Genomic DNA, 17,842 nt, shown 5'->3' with positions numbered 1-17,842 from the left:
GACGTCAGGGCGCCGCGCCCCCGGCGGGGTGCGGTGCCGGGCCGAGCCGGGCCGCCGCGACGTGCGCGACGACGACGGTCACGATGACCAGCGGAGTGACGGCCAGGCCGTCCTCGGCGAGCAGCAGCACGGCCAGCAGCACCGACGTCAGCGGCAGCCGCAGCATCACCACCGACATCGCGCCGATGCCCATCGCGACCGCCGGCACGAGGGAGAGTCCGGGCAGCGGGGCGAGCGCGAGGCCGCCGGCCGCCCCGATGAACATCGCCGGGAAGATCGGGCCGCCGCGGAAGGCGCTGAGGCACACCAGGTAGCCCAGCGCCTTGGCCACGACGAGGACCACGAGGGCGGCGACCGAGTACCGCGCGGGGTCGGCGAGCAGGGTCGGGAGGGCCTCCTGGCCCGAGAACAGCACGTCGGACGTGGGGTGCCCGGTGGTGACGGCGTAGAGCGCCGCGAGACCGCCGACGACGAGGCCCGCGAGGGTCGTCAGCAGCAGCCGTGACCGGTCCACCAGGTCGCGGAGTCGCAGGGCGAACCGGCTGATCGTCGTCCCGAGCACCGCGGCGGCGAGGCCGATGACGACGGCCCAGCCGAACTGCGCGAGGTCGGGGCGCGCGAACCCGGGGAGCCCGGGCAGGGCCAGAGAGACCGGGCCGAGCCCGGTCAGCGAGTCCAGCCCGAGGAAGATCAGCGAGCCGATCCCGGACGCGAGGAGGCCCGGGAGCAGGACCAGGCCCAGCGTCGCGCCCCCGATGCCCGCGGCCTCCATGAGCAGGAAGGCGCCGAGCAGCGGCGAGCCCAGCAGGGTGCTGATCGCGGCGAAGCTCCCGGTGCTCGCCACGACCGTCACGGCCGACGGGGTGGGCGACGACCGGGCGGCCCGGACCGCGAGGACGGCCAGACCGCCGCCGATGGCGATCAGCGGCGCCTCGGGACCGAGCACGGCGCCGAACACGAGGGTCGCGGCGGCGGCGAGCACCACACCGGGCAGCTCCCGCGCGGTCGGCGGCGGGTGGGCCGCGAAGCCGTCCGCCGGCGAGTGGCCGCCCCCTCCGGGCAGGTAGCGGATCGTCGCCCCGACCAGCAGTCCCCCGACCGCCAGCACGGGCAGGGGCCACCACGCGGGCGACGGACCGAGGCCCAGCGCCGCCGGCAACGCGACGAACAGGGCCTCCTGGAGCACCGCCACGCCCTGGAGGAAGCCGTAGGCCAGGGCCGAGATCGGCACCCCGATCACCGCGGCGAGCGCGAGCAGCCGCAGGTAGGCCGGCGAGCGCAGCAGCTCGGCCGGGGTGGGCCCGCCGCCCGCCCCGTCCCCCGTCGCCCCGGGGGCCGCCCCGGTCGTCCGCGAGGACGTCACGACGACCCCGGGACCGTCGCCGGCAGCTCCCGCGTGCCGCCGAGGACCTCCGAGAGGCGGGCGGGCACGGCGGCGAGCCCGGCCTCGTCGAGGGCGCGGCGCAGCGCGGCGACGTCGGCGGGCGGCGGCGGTCCGGCCGCGACGACCTGGAGCACGCCCTGGCTCCAGGTCACGTCGACGACCTGCCACGACTGCGCCCGGGCCCAGCCCTGGACCGCCGGCTGCGCGGCCGTGAGCACCTCCTGCCCGCGGAAGGTCTGGTAGCTGCCCACACCGAGCGGGACGGCCACGGCGACCAGCAGCGCCCCCACGACGACGACGGTGCGGGCCCGCAGCCGGCCCACCGGCCGTCCGGCGGCCATCGCGACCGCCCGCACGCGGGAGGCGCCGAGCACCGCGGTCCCGGTGGCGACGATGGCGGTGACGTTCGTACCGAACAGCAGCAGCGCCCCGGCCGCCTGATCGGGCGCCCCGGACTCGAGCGTCGCTCCCACCACGACCAGCGGCGGGACGAGCGAGATCGCGATGGCGACCCCGGGCAGGGTGTCGGAGACGTCGGACCGCACGAGCGCGAAGGCGCCGACCGCACCCGTGGCCAGCGCCGCGACCAGGTCGACGAGCTCGGGCGCGATGCGCGAGGCGACCTGCGAGTTGGTGGCGGCGATCTCCGGTACCGGGCTGAGCAGGCCCGACAGGTAGCCGACGGCCACGACGAGGACCGCGCCGGCGACGACCACGATGGCGCTGCGGAGCACCTGGCGCCGGTCGGCCAGCACCACGGCCAGCGCGGTGCCGAGGATCGGGGTCATCAGCGGGGCGACGATCATCGCGCCGATGACGGTGGCGGTCGAGTCGGCGACGACGCCGGCGGCGGCGATCACCGCGGCGAGCGTGAGCAGCACCCAGAACGCGGAGCGGGCGGCCCGGTCGCCCAGGTAGAGCTTCCCCGTCATGCGGTCCAGGTCCGCCTCGGTGACCCGGACGAACGGTGCCGCGCGGAGCACGGCCGTCACACCGTGCCGCCCACGGGACGCGCCTCCCGCTCCGGCGGCACCGGGATCGTGTGGATCGTCGACGCGGCGGCGGCCGCCAGCTCGGCGGCGTTCGGTCGCGGCCGCCGGCCCGCGCGGCGGGCGAGCGGGATGCCCAGGACGCTGACGATCGCGAGAGCGATCACCGCGCGGGAGAACGCGGTGGCCAGGGCGTCGGGCGGGGCGACGCCGGCGGCGGTCTTCGCGGCGTCGGTCGAGGTGTAGATCCCCGACACGATCGCGGTGACGACGGCCCCGCCGACGTAGCGGGCCATGTTCGAGATGCCCGACGCCGCGCCCACCTGGGCCGGGGGCACGGACGCCGTCGCCGCGGACGACGCGGGGCCGTTGGAGAAGCTCAGCCCGACGGCGACCGCGAGCAGGCCCGGCAGGAACGCCAGGTAGGTCCACGAGGCGTCGACGAACGCCAGGGCCACGAACCCGCCGGTGAGCAGGACGAAGCCGAGCACCACGACGGGGCGGCCGCCGAAGCGGTTGGCCAGGGGCGTGATCACCGGCGCGGCCACGACGACGAGCGCGGCGACCGGCAGGCACGCGAGGCCCGCCTCCAGGCTGCTCATGCCGAAGGCCGCCGGGTCCTGGAAGTAGAGGCTGATGAGGAACGAGATCCCTGCGATCGCCCCGGCGCCGATGAGGATCGCGACCGTCGAGCCGACGAGCATGATGTTGCGCAGGAGCGCGAGGTCCACCAGCGGCGCGGGGACCCGGCGCTCGACGAGGACGAAGCCGACGGTCGCCGCGACGGACACGGCGAAGCACCCGAGGGTCGCGGGCGAGGCCCAGCCCCAGTTCCCGCCCTCGGTGACCGCGAAGACCAGCGGCGCGAGGATCGCGGCCACGAGCACGGTGCCGGCGAGGTCGATCGAGCGGGGACGGTCCGGGTCGCGCGACTCCGGGACCGCGGCGAGCACCCACGGGATGCACACCGCGGCGATCGCGGCGTCGATCCAGAACAGGCCCTGCCAGCCCGTCGCCTCCGCGAGCACGCCGCCGACCACCGGGCCCGCCGCGGCCCCGGCCGCCGACGCCGCGCCCCACAGCGTCACCGCCCGCAGACGCGCCGGCCCCGACGTGGCGACCGACAGCAGCGACAGCCCCGTCGCGAGGATCGCGGCGCCGGACGCGCCCTGGATCACGCGCCCGAGCACGACCACCTCGCCCGAGGGCGCCAGGGCGAGGAGCACGCAGGAGGCCACGAAGAGCCCCAGCCCCGCGACGAACATCAGGCGGCGCCCGAAGACGTCGCCCATCGCGCCCGTCGTGACGATGGTGGCCGCGCCCACGAGCAGGTAGCCGGTCACCGCCCACTGGAGCAGCGAGATCGGCGCCGCGAGGTCCTCGCTGATCGAGGGCAGCAGGATGCTCACCGCCGAGGTGTTGGCGTTGACGACGAACGTCGAGAGGCAGCTCGTCGCCAGCACGCTGCCCGCCCCGCGCGCGGTGGGCGCCTCCGTGTCGGTCATCCGGCGAGGGTGGGTCGCGGCCCGGGGTCGGCGCCTCATCCAGTCCGGGTGAGTCGTGGTCCGTCTCATCCGGCTGGGGTGAGGTCCGCGGCCGCGACCGGGAGCACCGTGCCGTCACGACGATCCGTGGCGTGTCCTGGAGGAGATCATGACCGAACAGCAGACCCCGCCGGTCTCGGGACCGACGATGACGCCCCGCGCGAGCGGGACGACGGCGCCGCGCGACTCGGGTGCCTGGACGGGATGGGTCCGCTTCGGCGGCGTCGTGATGACGATCATCGGCGGATTCGCGATCATCGAGGGCTTCTTCGCGCTGTTCTCGCCGACCTACGTGACGCTGACGGGTGAGGGCGTCCTGGCGTTCGACCTCACCGCGTGGGGCTGGCTGCACCTCCTGCTCGGCGTCCTGGTGCTCGCCACCGGTCTGGCCCTCGTCGGCAGCGCACCGGGCTGGGCCCGCGGGACGGCGATCGTCCTGCTCGCGCTCAACACGATCGTGCAGCTGGCCTACATGCCCACCTACCCGATCTGGTCGCTGGTCCTCATCGTGCTGGACATCATCGTGATCTTCGCGCTGATGGTCACGTGGGACGAGGCCTCCGCCTACTGAGTCACCGCGCGACGGGGTCCGTCGACGAGGCCCGCCCGGGCGACGGGCGGGCCTCGTCCCGTCGTGGCCCGTGAGGGGGTGTGGCCGTGGAGCCCGACGCGCCGTCGTGGCGACGGACCGCGCTGGTCCTCGCCCGGGCGACGGTCACGATCGTGCTGCTCGTGACGGTGTACTTCGCGCTGCCGCTGCGGGCGCGGGAGGACGACGGGACGCTGGTGCTGTTCCTCGTCGGGCTCACCGCGCTCGTCGGGATGATCGTCTGGCAGCTCCGGGCGGTCACGACGGCGGTGCACCCCGCCCTGCGCGCCGTCGAGGCGTTCGCCAGCGCGATCCCGCTGTTCGTCCTGCTCTTCGCGTCGGCCTACGTGGTGCTCGACGGGGCGCGTCCGGGGACGTTCTCCGAGCCGATGTCCCGGGTCGACGCCCTGTACTTCACCGTCACGGTGTTCGCGACCGTCGGGTTCGGCGACATCACCCCGGTCAGCGCGACCGCCCGGGTCCTGGTGACCGTGCAGATGGTCGCCGACCTGCTCGTGCTCGGCCTCCTCGTCAACGCGATGCTCGAGGCGGTCCGGCGCGGGCGGTCCCGTCGTGACGGCTCCCGGCCTCCGCCGTCCTGACCCTCCCGACCGCGAGGAGTGATCGCGTTGCCCCCGACCCCCGTGACGCCTCCGGCGTCCCCCGCGCCCGACCCGCCGGCCACCGGCCGGTACGTCGACGTGCCGCTCCTCGGCCCCGTGGGCTGGCCGCCGACCGGCACGCTCGCCTTCGTCGTCGTCCTCGGCGGCCTCGTCGCCGTGGACATCCTGGCCTGGCCGGTGGCGCTGGCCATCGGCGCCGGCCACGTCCTCGCCCGCGACCACGACCACCGGCTCCTCCGGGAGGTCGGCGAGACCCTCCAGGAGGCGTGATGCTCGACGATGCCGAGCGTGCGTCGCTCGCCGAGACCGAGCGGCAGCTGGCCCGCTCCGATCCCCACCTCGCCGCCCTGCTGCGCGACGGCCACGCGCGCCGCCGCCGGGTGGTGTCCGTGGTCGCCTGGGTCGTCTGGGGCGTCGCGTCGCTGCTCGTGGTGGGCCTGCTCTTCCTCGGCCTCGGGTGGCAGGCGCTCCTCGTCGCCACCCTGGCGGGCCTGCTCCTCGCCCGGCGCCGGTGGTGGCTGCCGCGGCGCGGCCGCCCGTGAGGGTCCTACCGGTCCAGCGGGTGCGCCTCGACGACGGTGAGCCCCAGCAGGCGCAGCTGTTCGAGGATGCCGTGCAGGTGGGCGTCGTCGACGACGACCCCGCGCAGCACCGCGCCGGGACGGACCTCCTCGACGTCCATGTCGCAGAAGGCCTCGCGGGCGGGGTCCGTCAGCGGGCCGTCGACCCGGAACTCGTAGCGTCGATCGGTCATGCGGTCCTCCCCGCGTCGCGGCGACCGAAGCCTCGCGGACGGGGCGGGGGCCCGCCCTCACCCGCCGAGGATGGTCCCGGCGACCGGCCCGTCCCGTTCATCCCCACGAGGTGAGCCGGGGCGCCGCGGCGCCCAGCACGGTCGAGGACCGACGGGGGCCACCGGCTCCCCGCCGGACCCTCCAGACCCCGGGAGACACCGACGATGAGCTCGCCCGATCGCCACGCCCGGAGCATCCTTCCCATCCCGGACCGCCCGGCGACCGGGCTCACCACCTACGACGCCAAGGACCCCGACACGGCCTTCGCTCCCATCGAACCGCTGCTCCCTCCGCCCGGCGCGCCGAACGTCGTCGTCGTCCTGCTCGACGACGTCGGTTTCGGGGCCTCGTCGACCTTCGGCGGACCCTGCCGGACGCCCACCGCCGACCGGCTGGCCGCCCGCGGACTGCGCTACCGCCGCTTCCACACGACCGCGCTCTGCGCGCCCACCCGGCAGGCCCTGCTGACCGGACGCAACCACCACTCCGTGGGCATGGGCAGCATCACCGAGACGGCGACATCGGCGCCGGGGTACAGCTCCGTGCGGCCCAACACCAAGGCCCCGCTGGCGATGACGCTCAAGCTCAACGGCTACTCCACCGCCCAGTTCGGCAAATGCCACGAGGTGCCGGTCTGGCAGACGTCGCCGGTGGGCCCATTCGACGCGTGGCCGACGGGCGGCGGCGGGTTCGAGACCTTCTACGGCTTCATCGGCGGCGAGAACAACCAGTGGGAGCCCTCGCTCTACGACGGCACGACCCCGGTGGAGCCGCCGCGGACACCCGAGGAGGGCTACCACCTCACCGAGGACCTCGCGGACCGCGCCACCGCCTGGATGCGCCAGCAGAAGGCCCTGGCCCCGGACCGGCCCTTCTTCGTCTACTTCGCCCCCGGCGCCACCCACGCCCCGCACCACGTCCCGCGCGCGTGGGCCGACCGTTACCGCGGCGAGTTCGACGACGGGTGGGACGCCGCGCGCGAGCGCACCTTTGCCCGGCAGAAGGACCTCGGGGTGGTCCCGCCGGAGGCCAGGCTCACCGCGCGGCACGAGGAGATCCCGGCCTGGGCGGACATGCCCGACGAGCTCAAGCCGGTGCTGGCCCGCCAGATGGAGGTCTACGCGGGCTTCCTCGAGCACACCGACCACCAGGTCGGCCGGCTCGTCGACACCCTCGAGGACCTGGGGATCCTCGACGACACGCTCGTCTACTACATCGTGGGCGACAACGGGGCGTCGGCCGAGGGGACCGTGCAGGGCGCGTTCAACGAGATGGCCAACTTCAACGGGATGGCCGCCCTCGAGACCACCGAGTTCCTGCACAGCAAGATGGACGAGTTCGGCTCGCCCGAGTCCTACAACCACTACGCGGTGGGCTGGGCGTGGGCGATGAACACGCCCTATCAGTGGACCAAGCAGGTCGCCTCCCACTGGGGCGGCACCCGCAACGGCACGATCGTGCACTGGCCCCGCGGCACCACCGGTCCGGGTGGCCTGCGCTCGCAGTTCACCCACGTCATCGATCTCGCCCCGACGATCCTCGAGGCCGCGGGCATCCCCGAGCCGACGACGGTGAACGGCGTGCTGCAGTCCCCGATGGAGGGCACGAGCATGCTCGACACGTTCACCGAACCGGACGCGGCGGAACGCCACGACCTGCAGTACTTCGAGATGTTCGGCAACCGCGGCATCTACCACCGCGGCTGGAGCGCGGTCACCAAGCACCGCACCCCGTGGCTGATGACGGGCCACCAGCCGCCCCCGTTCGACGAGGACGTCTGGGAGCTCTACGACGGGCACAGCGACGACAGCCAGGCCCGCGACCTGGCGGCCGACAAGCCCGAGGTCCTCGCCCGCCTGCAGCGGCTCTGGCTCGTCGAGGCCACGAAGTACGGGGTGCTCCCGCTCGACGACCGGACCGCCGAGCGGATCGAGCCCTCGATGGCGGGGCGACCGACCCTGGTCCGGGGCACCTCGCAGCTCTTCTTCCCCGGGATGGGCCGGCTGTCGGAGAACAGCGTGCTCAGCATCAAGAACCGCTCGTTCTCGGTGACCGCGGAGGTCGATGTCCCCGACGGCGGGGCGCAGGGCGTCCTCATCGCGCAGGGCGGGCGGTTCGGGGGGTGGGCCGTGTACCTGCACGAGGGGCGGCCGACGTTCTGCTACAACGTGCTCGGCATCCGGATCTTCACCACGCGCGGCGATGTGCGGGTCGAGCCGGGCGTGCACCAGGTCCGCACCGAGTTCGCCTACGACGGCGGCGGCCTCGCGAAGGGCGGGGACGTGTCGCTGTGGGTCGACGGCGCCGCCGCCGGCACCGGGCGCGTCGAGATGACCCAGCCGATGGTCTTCTCCGCCGACGAGACCACCGACATCGGGCGGGAGGAGGGCACGCCGGTCAGCCCGGACTACACGGCGGCGACGAGCCGCTTCACGGGGCGGATCCACTGGGTCCAGCTCGACGTCGGCGACGACGACCACGACCACGTCCTCGACCCCGAGGAGCGGCTGCGCATCGCCATCGCGCGCCAGTAGGCACTCGGTGGTGCGCGACCCGTCGTGGGCAACCGAACCTGCCGTGACCGGCCGTTTCCGTCCCGTCGCGGGATGCTCCGAACGTCGGCACCCCTGCGCCCGGAGGCACACGCCGAACGCGGAGTTGAGTGATTCCGGATGGCGGGAACAGATCCTATCGTGGCGGGGCCCAGGGTTTCCCGCAGGCAACCGAGGTCAAACAGATGGCCCCCGTCCTCCGCACCGGTCCCCCGCCGCTCCCGGCCGGCCACGTCCGACGCCGGGCGCTGGAGGACGTCCTCGACCGGGGGGCCGACCGGGACCTCACCGTGCTGTCCGCGCCGCCGGGCTCGGGCAAGACCTCGCTGCTGGCCGCGTGGGTGGGCGACGACCACGGGCGCGCCACCGCGTGGGTGTGCCTCGAGCCCGAGGACCGCGACCCGCGCCACCTGTGGCGCGCGGTCCTCGGGGAACTGGCGGCCCTGTCGGCGGTCCCGCCGTCCAGCCGGCTGCACCGCCTCGTGGTGTCCCGGTCGACGGTGGCCCCCGAGTTCCTCGCCGAGCTCACCGCGGCGATCGCCGCCCTCCCGTCGCCGGTGCGGCTGGTGCTCGACGACGTCCACCACCTCGCGGACCCGATCTCCCGGCAGGGCCTGGCGATGCTCCTGCGCGACACCGGCGACCGGCTCCGCCTCGTCCTGGCGGGCCGGCGCGACCCCCCGCTCCCGCTGCCGCGCCTGCGGATGGACGAGCGGGTCACCGAGCTGCGCGCCGAGCAGCTGGCGTTCACGCCCGCGGAGTCGGCGGCGCTCCTCGCCGCGTGCGGCCCGGACCTGACGCCCGCGCAGGTCGCGGTGCTGCACGAGCGCACCGGCGGCTGGGTGGCCGGTCTGCGACTGGCCGCGCTGTCGCTGCGCGACCACCCGGACCCCGACGCGTTCCTCGCGGGGTTCTCCGGCGACGAGCGCCCGGTCGCGGACTACCTCGTCGACGAGGTCCTCGCGGGGCTCACCGAGGCGCAGCAGGAGGTCCTGCGCCGGATCAGTGTCGCCCCGCGGGTGCCCGCCGGGCTCGCGCCCCGGCTCGCCGGCCGCGACGACACGGCCGAGGTGCTCGACGACCTCGCGCACACCACCGGCCTGGTGGCCGGCAGCGGCGCCCGCGGGGACCCCTACCGCCTCCCGGAGCTCCTGCGCTCCCACCTCGTCGCCGACCTCGGGCGGCGGGGTCCGGCACTGGTGGCGGCGCTCGAGAGGGCCGCCGCCGCGTGGTGGGCGGAGCAGGGCGCGCCGGTCGAGGCGCTGCGCCACGCCGGTCGGGCGGGGGATCCGACGCTGCTCGCCGACCTCGTCGGACGCTGGGGACCGTGGCTCGCCGGCCGGGGCGAGCACGAGGCGCTGGCCGCGACGGTGGGGTCGGCCCCGACGGTCGACGCCCGGCTCGCCGTCGCCGCGGCCCACGTCCACCTCGCCCGCGGCGACCACGAGCACGCCCGCGCCGCGCTGGCCCGGGCACGCCGCGACCGGCGCCCGGGCCCGGACGCCGCGGCGTTCCGGGCCGCGACCGAACGGATCCTCGGGCGCCCGCTGCGCGTCACGCTCCGCGAGCCGGTGCCGTCCGAGCCCGCGCTGGCGGCCCACGTGCGGATCGGGCGCGGTGCGGCCGCCCTGCGCGCCGACGACCCGTCGCGCGCCCGCACCGAGCTCGGGATGGGCCTGGCCCTGGCCCACCGGCACGGCCTCGACGTGCTCGCGCACCGCGGCCGGTGCCTGCTCGCCGCCGCGCTGTGGACCGCCGGGGACGTTCCTCGGGCCGCCGCGGCGGCGGAGCGGGCGCTCGCCGAGCCCGGCGCGTCGGGGCCCGGCAGCGCGCCGTGGTCGGCGGTCGCGCGGGCGGTCGCCGCCCACGCGGCCCTGCTGGGGGCCGACCCGGGCGCGGCGCGCGCGACGGTCGACGCGAGCGGCGACACGGGGGTCGGCGCGGCGGGCGACGACGGGGGCGACCGCTCGCCCGACCCGACGGTGGCGTTCGCGTTCCGGTGCGCCCGCGCCGGTGCCACGGTCGACCTCGGCGAGCGGACCGCCGGGCTGCTCGCGTTGCAGGCCGCGCGGGCGGCCCTCGGCGGCACCGCCGTCCCGGGGGCGCTCGCCGCCACCGCGGCACTGCTCGAGCACCGGGCCGCCGTCGAGCTGGGCCACCCCACCGCGGCGGGCGCGGTCACCGCCTGGCTCGCCGGTCGCCACCCGGCGAGCCCCGCCCTGGCCCTCCTGCGCGGGTGGGGCGCGGCCGCGGCGGGCGACTTCGCCGCGGCCCGCACGGCGATCGCCGTCCTGCTCGTACCGCCGGCGCCCGCGACGCCGGGCGCCCTCGACGTCGAGGCCTGGCTGCTCGAGGCCCGGATCCGGCTCGCGCGGGCCGACCGCCCCGGCGCCCGCGCCGCCGCCCGGCGCGCCGTCGACCTCGCCGCCCCGCGCGACGCGCTGCGGCCCTTCGTCCACGCCGACGGCGGGGTGCGCGCCCTGCTGGTGGACGAGCTCGCGACCGGCGAGCCCCGGGCCGGTTTCGTCGCGCGGGCGCTGGCGGCGGGCGCGACGTCGCCGGCCGGGATCGCGCTCAGCGGCCGCGAGCACGACGTCCTGGCGCGCCTGCCCTCGCTGGAGAGCTTCGACGAGATCGCCGGTGACCTCGACGTCTCGATCAACACGATCAAGACCCACGTGCGGGCGCTGTACGGCAAGCTCGGCGTCACGACGCGGCGGGACGCGGTGCTCGTCGCGCACGAGCAGGGCCTGCTGGGGTGAGCGGCGAGACCCCGGGCCCCGCACCCCGGACCGTCCTCGCGCTGCTCGCCGCCCTCATGCTGGTCGACTTCGCCGACCGCCAGGTCCTCGTCGCGGCCTTTCCGTACCTGCGGGCGGAGTGGGGCCTCGGTGACGCCACCCTCGGCGCGCTGGTGTCCGCGGTGACGCTGACGGTGGGGCTGGGTGCGCTGCCCGTCGCCGCGCTCGTGGACCGGTGGAGCCGGGTCCGGGCGATCGCGCTCATGGGGACGGTGTGGAGCGCGGCGTCGGCGGCGTCGGCGCTGGCCCCGGGACCGGGCACGCTCCTCGCCGCCCGCATCGGGGTCGGGGCCGGCGAGGCGGGCTACGGGCCCGCCGGCGGCGCGCTGCTCGCCGGCGTGTTCCCGGCGGCGCGCCGCGCGTCGGTGCTCGGGCTGTTCCAGGCGGCCGGACCGCTCGGCACCGTGGTGGGGATGGCGCTGGGCAGCGCGGTCGCCGCCCAGTGGGGCTGGCGGTGGGCGGTCGCCGTGTTCGCCGTCCCGGGGCTGCTGCTGGCGCTCGCCGTGCTGCGGGTGCGCGACTACCCGACGGCGCGGCGCACGCGGGTCGCCGGGACGGTCGCCGGGGTCCTCCGCACCCGGACCGTGCTCGCCGCCGTCACCGGCATGGTGCTGCTGCTCGTGGTCGCGTCGGCGTTGTACACGTGGCTGCCCACGCACCTCGAGCGCGACCTCGGCCTGGCCCCGGCGGCCGCGGGCGGGCTCGCGGCGGTCGTCGTGCTGGCCGGCGTCGCCGGGACCGCCGGGGCGGGGGTGCTCACCGACCGCGCCGCCCGCCGGGACCCCGCCGCGCGGCTGCGGACCCCGGTCCTCGCCGGCGTCGCCACCACCGCGCTGCTCGTGCCGGCGTTCGCGGCGGTGCACCCCGGCGCCGTCCAGGTGGTCCTCGTCCTGCTGGGCTCGGCGGCGGTCACCGCGGCGATCGGGCCCGCGGCGGCCGCGATCGTGGACGTCACCGACCCCGGCGCGCGGGCCACCGCGGTCTCCGTGCTGGTCGTCGCCCAGAACCTGCTCGGGCTGACCGTCGGCCCGGTCCTGACGGGGGCCCTCGCCGGCGTGCTCGGGCTCGCGACCGCGCTCGCGCTCGTCGCCGGGCTCGGGGTGATCGCCGCCGGGGCCTTCGGGGTCGCGGGACGCACCTACGCCGGCGACCGCGAGGCCGTGACCACGGCACCGGACCCCGTCCCGGTGATCGGGGCGTAGCGCCGTGGCCGCCCGCCGCGCCTCGTCGGGACCCGTGGTCGCCGGGCCCTGGACGGCGCACCCGACGCCGACCCCGACCACCGGCCCGACCACCGACACCCCGCGCCGGGCCGAGGCCGAGGCCGAGCACGCCGTGCCGGTGGCGACGCACGTCGTCGATCGCCCGCGCCTCCACACCCTGCTCGACCGGTCGGTGTCCACCGCCGCCGTCACCCTCGTCGTCGGGCCGGCGGGCTGGGGCAAGACGCTCCTCGTGGGCTCCTGGCTCGCCGCCGGGGCCGGGGGGCGGGCAGCGGCGTGGGTGACGCTCGGGCCCGACCACGACGAGCCCGCGCGGTTCTGGGGCGCGCTCGCCCGCGCGGTGGGGGCGCAGGCCGGGCCGGCCACCGCCGCCGCGCTCGCCCGGATGCACGGCCGCGGGGGCGGACGGCTCGCCGACCCCGACGAACTGCCCGGCGCGTTCGCCCACGCCCTGCGGCAGGCGGAGCGCCCGGTCGTCGTCCTGCTCGACGACCTCCACGAGGTGTCGTCGCCGGCGGTGCACCAGGGGCTGCGCAGCCTGGTCGAACGGCCCGTGCCGTCGCTCGCGCTCGTCGCCACCAGCCGTCGCGACCCGCCCTGGCCGATCACCCGCCTGCGGCTGGCGGGCCTGCTCGCCGAGATCCGGCCCGACGAGCTCGCCTTCCGCGACGACGAGGCGGCCACCCTCTTCGCCCAGCTCGGCGTGCGGGCCGACGACGAGCACGTCCGGGAGATGGTCGCGCGCACCGGCGGCTGGGCGGCCGGGATGCGCCTGGGCGCCCTCGACCTGGCCACCCGCCCGGACGTCGACGCCGCGGTCGCCGCGTTCTCGGGCGACGCGCACAGCGTCTCGGCGTACCTGCTCGACGAGGTCCTCGGGCGCCAGCCGGCCGAGCTCGTGACGTTCCTCGAGCAGATCAGCGTCGTCGACCTCGTCTGCGCCGACCTCGCCGACGCCATCACCGGGCGCGCGGACGGCGAGGCGGTGCTCGCCGAGCTCTCCGCCGCGCACCTCTTCGTCCAGGCGCTCGACCACCCCGGGCGCTGGTACCGCCTCCACCGCCTCGTCCTCGACGTCCTGCGGGCGCGCCCGCTGCCCCGCCGCGAGCGGCGCGACCGTCACCGTCGCGCCGCCGAGTGGTTCCGCCACCACGAGATGCCGCTCGAGGCCCTGCGCGCGGCGCTGCGCGGGGAGCTCTGGGCGCTGGCCGCCGAGGTGGTCAGCGCGCACCTGGTCGCGCTCGTGCTGCGCGGCTCCGGCGACGAGGTCGCCCGCGTCCTCACCGAGGTCCCCGAGCCCGTCCTGCTGGAACGCCCCGAGCTCGCGGCCGCCCTCGCCGGGGCCCGGGTCACGCGCGGTGACGGCACGCAGATCGAGGCCCTGGTCGCGGCCGCCCGGCGGGGCGCGGGTGCGCTCGGCGGGCGCCGGGACCGGCTCGAGGTCCACCTCGCCCTCATCGACGCCGCCCACGCCCGCCTGCGGGGCGACCTCGACGCCGTGGCCCGCGCCTACCGATCGGTGCCCCTCGACGTGGCCACCCTGGACCGGCAGGGCGTGCGGGACGCGGCCGTCGTGCCCGTCGTCGTGCTCGCCAACCTCGGCACCGCGGAGCTGTGGACCGGAGACCTCGCCGCTGCGGAGGGTCACCTGCGCACCACCGCCGAGGGCGCCGGACCGGCCCCGCTCCCCCGGGTCAACGCCGCGGCACACCTCGCCCTGCTCGCGTGCGAGCGCGGCGAGCTCGACGAGGCGGAGCTTCGGGCCCGCGCGGTCGTCGAGACGGCGACCGAGGCCGGCTGGACGCGGATGCCGCAGGTCGCGACCGCCTACCTCACGCTGGCCCGGCTGACGATCGACCGCGACGAGCTCGGCGCCGCCGAGGTCTGGCTCGCCCGCCTCGCCGCGGTCGAGGAGGTCGCGCCCGAGCCCCACGTGCAGCTCGCCCGGTCGCTGGCCCTCGCCGCCCGCCACGACGCCGCCGGCGACCACGAGGAGGCGCTGTCCCGGCTGCGGGACGCCCGGGCCCGCGCCGGCTCCTGGACACCGCCCCGGCCGCTGGACGAGCAGTGCGCGCTCGCCGAGGCCGACCTCCTGGCCCGGACGGGCGCCCCGGACGCCGCGCGGGCGATCGCCGACCGGCTGGGGCCGGCGCGCACCGACGCCGGCCGGGTGGCCGCCGCGCGGTTGCGGAGGCACCTCGACGAGCCGGTCACCGACGTCCTGGGCGACACCCTGACCAGCGCGCTCCCCCGCGTGCGCACCGAGGCGTGCCTGCTCGGCGCCCTGGCCGCCGAGCCGGAGCGGGCCATGGCGCTGCTCGAGGACGCCCTGCTGACCGCGGCGCCCCACGGGCTGCGCCGGCCCTTCCTCGCCGAGCCCGCGCTCGCGGACCTCCTGCGTCGCCGCGTCGACCGGGGCAGCGGCGCGGCCGGCTTCGCGGTCGACCTGCTCGCGCGCCTCGCGGGCCGACCCACCGACCGGGAGGCGGCCCCTCGCCCGCTCGCCGAGCCCCTCACCGAACGGGAGTCGACGATGCTGCGCTACCTCGCGAGCACGCTGTCGAACCCCGAGATCGCCGCCGAGCTCTACGTCTCGGTGAACACCGTCAAGACCCACCAGCGGGCCGTCTACCGCAAGCTCGGCGCGACCGGGCGGCGGGAGGCGGTGCACCGGGCGCGGGACCTCGGGTTGCTGTGAGTGGTGGCGCCGTGTCCGTCCTGCCCTCATCCCCGGCGGACGACGCCGCCTCACCCGGGTCGGCGCCACCCTCCGTGGTCATGGTCCGCATCCCCGCGAGCAGGACGGCGGTGCCGGCACTGCCCGCCTGGCACGTGCCGCGCCCCGCGCTGTGGCGGCACCTGGAGGCCGCCGCGCCCGGGACGCTCGTCGCGGTGGTGGCGCCGGCGGGGTCGGGCAAGACCGCCGTGCTGGCCGAGTGGGCCCGCCACGGCGAGGGACCGACGGCGTGGGTGGGCCTGGACCGGGACGACGCCGACCCGGACCGCTTCTGGTCGGCGGTGCACGCCGCCGTGCTCGCCAGCGGCGCCGTCCCCGCCGGCGACCCGCTGCACCACCTCACCGGGGACGCCGAGAGCCTCGCCGACGCGCTGCTCGCAGGCCTCGCCGCCCTGCCCGTCCCGTTGCGCCTGGTGCTCGACGACGTCCACGTGCTCGCCGACCGGCAGGCCGGCGTCCGCGCCCTGGCCCGGCTGGTGCGCCACCACCCGCCCGGGGTGCGCCTGGTGCTCGCGGCCCGCTCCGACCCCGCCGTCGGCCTGCCCCGGCTCCGCCTCGAGGACGGGCTGCGGGAGCTGCGCGCCGACGGCCTGCGGTTCTCCGTGGGCGACGCCGGCGCGCTCGCCGCGGCCAGCGGGGTGGCGCTCGCGAGCGAGGACGTCGCCACCCTGCACCGGCGCACCGACGGCTGGGCCGCGGGGCTGCGGCTCGCGGTGCTCGCGCTGCGCCGCGAGGGCGGCGCGCCGGGCCTCGTGCGGTTCTCCGGCGACGAGCCCTCGGTCGCCGACTACCTGGGCGGGGAGATCCTCGCCGGCCTCGACCCCGACGACCGCGCGCTGCTCGACGACCTCAGCGTCTGCCGCCGCCTGCCGGACGCCCTGGCGGCGGCGCTGTCCGGGCACGCCGACGTCGCCCGCCGGCTGGAGGAGCTCACCCACGGGCTGGGGATGGTCGACCGCGTCGCCGCGGGCGAGCACCGCCTCCACGTCCTGCTGCGCGCGCACCTGGCCGCCGACCTCGCCCGCCGGCGCCCGGACCGTCACCGCCGGCAGCACGCCATCGCGGCCCGGTGGTGGGCGGAGCACGCCGAGCCCGCCCACGCCCTGTACCACGCCGACCGGGCCGGCGATCCGTCCCTGACCACCGAGCTCCTCGGCCCGCTCGCCGTGGCGCTCCTGCTGCGCGGTGAGCTGCCCGCCCTGCGCCGGGCGCTGCGCTCGGTCGGCGACGGCGCGCTGCGCGCCGATCCCCGCGTGGCGCTGGTCGCGGCGCTCGCCCACCTCGAGGCGCGCGAGCTGCCGGCGGCGGCGCGGCTGCGGCTCGCGCGGCGGTCCTGGCCCGCCGCGCCCGACCGGGATCTCGTGGCCCTGCGCGCGGCGAGCGAGCTGCTCGCCGGCGCCCGGCCGACGCCCGGGGACGCGGTCACCGCCGACGACCCGGGCGTCGCCGGCCTCCTGCACCTCGCCCGTGGGACCGCCCGGCTCGCCGGCCCGGGCGGCGACGCGGCGACCGCCGCCACCGCCCGCGGCGAGCTGCACCGCGCCCTGGCGACGGCCCGCGCCGAGGGCTTCTCCCACCTCGAGCAGGCCGCCCTCGCCGAGCTCGCCCTGGCCGCGCTGGCCGAGGGCGACGCGGCCGGGGTGGTCGGTCCCGGCGAGGCCGTGGTGGACGCTCCGGGCCCCCCGGCCCCGCGCACCGTCGCCCTGCTCGCCTGGTCCGACCTGCTGCGCGGCGAGCCCGCCCGCGCCGCCGACCGGTGCGCGGACCTCCTCGACGCCCCCGCGCTCGCCCCGGCCGACCGGTACGCCCTGCGCGCGGTGCACGGTGCCGCGGTCGGCGATCTCGGCCGGCGCGGCCCGGGGCTCGCCGCGGCCCGCGCGGCCCGCGCCGACCTCGGCGCCGCGCCCCTCGCCGCCCCGCTCGCGGAGGCCCTGGCGCTGCTCGAGCACCGCGCGGCGCTGCGGCTGGGCAACCTGCGCGCCGCGGGCGAGGTCGCCGCGTGGCTCGCCGGGCGCGTCGGCGAGGCGACGGACGCCGACACGCTGATGCGCGCGTGGACCGAGGCGGCGACCGGACGCTGGGAGGCCGCCCGCGCCGCGGTCGCGTCCCTGCCGCGGTCCCCGGCGACCGTGCTCGTCGAGGCCCGCCTCCTCGAGTCCGAGGCCGCCCTGCGCGCCGGCGACCCCGCGGGCGGCCGGGCCGCGCTCGACGCCGCCCTCGCCCTGGGACGCACCCGCGACCTCGTCCGCCCGTTCGCCCTCGCCGGCCCGCTGACCCGGGCCCTGCTCCTCGAGGGCACGGCGACCCCGCACCTCCGCCGGCTCGCCGCCGCCTGCGCCGCGGTCACCGACGAGCCGGCCCCGCCGCTGTCCGAGCGGGAGCTCGTCGTCCTCGCCCTGCTCCCCTCGCTGCTCGACGCCCCGACGATGGCCGAGGAGCTCGTCGTCTCGGTGAACACGGTGAAGACCCAGATCCGCTCCATCTACGCCAAGCTCGGGGTGTCGACCCGCCGGGCCGCCGTGGCCGAGGCCCGGGAGCGCGGGCTGCTGGTCTGACTGTGAGGGTGGGCCCGCCGTCCTGATCACCTGGTGATGGGGTGGTGACCA

The 17,842-nt window shown here is 77.5% G+C and carries 13 protein-coding genes; 9 read left to right on the top strand and 4 right to left on the bottom strand.

The window, feature by feature from the left end:
* Positions 1 to 4: 4 nt before the first annotated feature.
* From PH190_RS29435 to PH190_RS29425, 3 genes are read right to left on the bottom strand one after another with little or no spacing between them, the layout of a single operon-like run.
* The gene (locus PH190_RS29435) at positions 5 to 1,363 is read right to left on the bottom strand and encodes a chloride channel protein (RefSeq protein ID WP_274235103.1); all 1,359 of its coding nucleotides are present in this window, start codon (positions 1,361 to 1,363) and stop codon (positions 5 to 7) included.
* Positions 1,360 to 2,367, bottom strand: coding sequence for a DUF389 domain-containing protein (locus PH190_RS29430; protein WP_274235102.1), 1,008 nt, complete (start codon positions 2,365 to 2,367; stop codon positions 1,360 to 1,362). The genes PH190_RS29435 and PH190_RS29430 overlap by 4 nt, the downstream gene beginning before the upstream one ends.
* Before the next feature lie 5 nt (positions 2,368 to 2,372).
* A complete protein-coding gene (locus PH190_RS29425; protein ID WP_274235101.1) occupies positions 2,373 to 3,878 on the bottom strand; it encodes an MFS transporter in 1,506 nt (501 codons plus the stop codon).
* A 148-nt stretch (positions 3,879 to 4,026) separates the two neighbouring features.
* Between PH190_RS29425 and PH190_RS29420 the strand changes: the two genes are divergently transcribed.
* The 4 genes from PH190_RS29420 (at position 4,027) to PH190_RS29405 (ending at position 5,671) form a co-directional block, all read left to right on the top strand.
* Positions 4,027 to 4,488, top strand: a complete 462-nt coding sequence (locus PH190_RS29420; protein ID WP_274235100.1) for a DUF7144 family membrane protein — start codon at positions 4,027 to 4,029, stop codon at positions 4,486 to 4,488.
* 86 nt (positions 4,489 to 4,574) lie between these two features.
* Positions 4,575 to 5,108: a potassium channel family protein gene (locus PH190_RS29415; protein WP_274235099.1), complete on the top strand. Its 534-nt coding sequence runs from the start codon at positions 4,575 to 4,577 to the stop codon at positions 5,106 to 5,108.
* 27 nt (positions 5,109 to 5,135) lie between these two features.
* Positions 5,136 to 5,399, top strand: a complete 264-nt coding sequence (locus PH190_RS29410; RefSeq protein WP_274235098.1) for a hypothetical protein — start codon at positions 5,136 to 5,138, stop codon at positions 5,397 to 5,399.
* Positions 5,399 to 5,671, top strand: coding sequence for a DUF3040 domain-containing protein (locus tag PH190_RS29405; RefSeq protein WP_274235097.1), 273 nt, complete (start codon positions 5,399 to 5,401; stop codon positions 5,669 to 5,671). The genes PH190_RS29410 and PH190_RS29405 overlap by 1 nt, the downstream gene beginning before the upstream one ends.
* Positions 5,672 to 5,676: 5 nt before the next feature.
* On the opposite strand, the gene PH190_RS29400 is transcribed toward PH190_RS29405, so the two are convergent.
* Positions 5,677 to 5,883, bottom strand: coding sequence for a hypothetical protein (locus PH190_RS29400; protein WP_274235096.1), 207 nt, complete (start codon positions 5,881 to 5,883; stop codon positions 5,677 to 5,679).
* A gap of 204 nt (positions 5,884 to 6,087) precedes the next feature.
* Between PH190_RS29400 and PH190_RS29395 the strand changes: the two genes are divergently transcribed.
* From PH190_RS29395 to PH190_RS29375, 5 genes are all read left to right on the top strand, one after another.
* Positions 6,088 to 8,457: an arylsulfatase gene (locus tag PH190_RS29395; protein WP_274235095.1), complete on the top strand. Its 2,370-nt coding sequence runs from the start codon at positions 6,088 to 6,090 to the stop codon at positions 8,455 to 8,457.
* Between the two features lie 203 nt (positions 8,458 to 8,660).
* A complete protein-coding gene (locus tag PH190_RS29390) occupies positions 8,661 to 11,237 on the top strand; it encodes a LuxR family transcriptional regulator (protein WP_274235094.1) in 2,577 nt (858 codons plus the stop codon).
* Positions 11,234 to 12,478 (top strand): MFS transporter, encoded by a 1,245-nt coding sequence (locus tag PH190_RS29385; protein ID WP_274235093.1) that lies wholly within the window; start codon positions 11,234 to 11,236, stop codon positions 12,476 to 12,478. Before PH190_RS29390 ends, PH190_RS29385 begins: the two co-directional genes overlap by 4 nt.
* A gap of 4 nt (positions 12,479 to 12,482) precedes the next feature.
* Positions 12,483 to 15,197 carry a winged helix-turn-helix domain-containing protein gene (locus PH190_RS29380; RefSeq protein ID WP_274235092.1) on the top strand — a complete coding sequence of 905 codons (2,715 nt, stop codon included), beginning with the start codon at positions 12,483 to 12,485 and terminating at the stop codon, positions 15,195 to 15,197.
* A gap of 80 nt (positions 15,198 to 15,277) precedes the next feature.
* Positions 15,278 to 17,791: a winged helix-turn-helix domain-containing protein gene (locus tag PH190_RS29375; protein ID WP_274235091.1), complete on the top strand. Its 2,514-nt coding sequence runs from the start codon at positions 15,278 to 15,280 to the stop codon at positions 17,789 to 17,791.
* Positions 17,792 to 17,842 lie beyond the last annotated feature (51 nt).

It is taken from the genome of Actinomycetospora straminea (genome assembly GCF_028737255.1).
Classification (GTDB): Bacteria; Actinomycetota; Actinomycetes; order Mycobacteriales; family Pseudonocardiaceae; genus Actinomycetospora; species Actinomycetospora straminea.
This window is presented reverse-complemented; position numbering and strand designations above follow the sequence as displayed.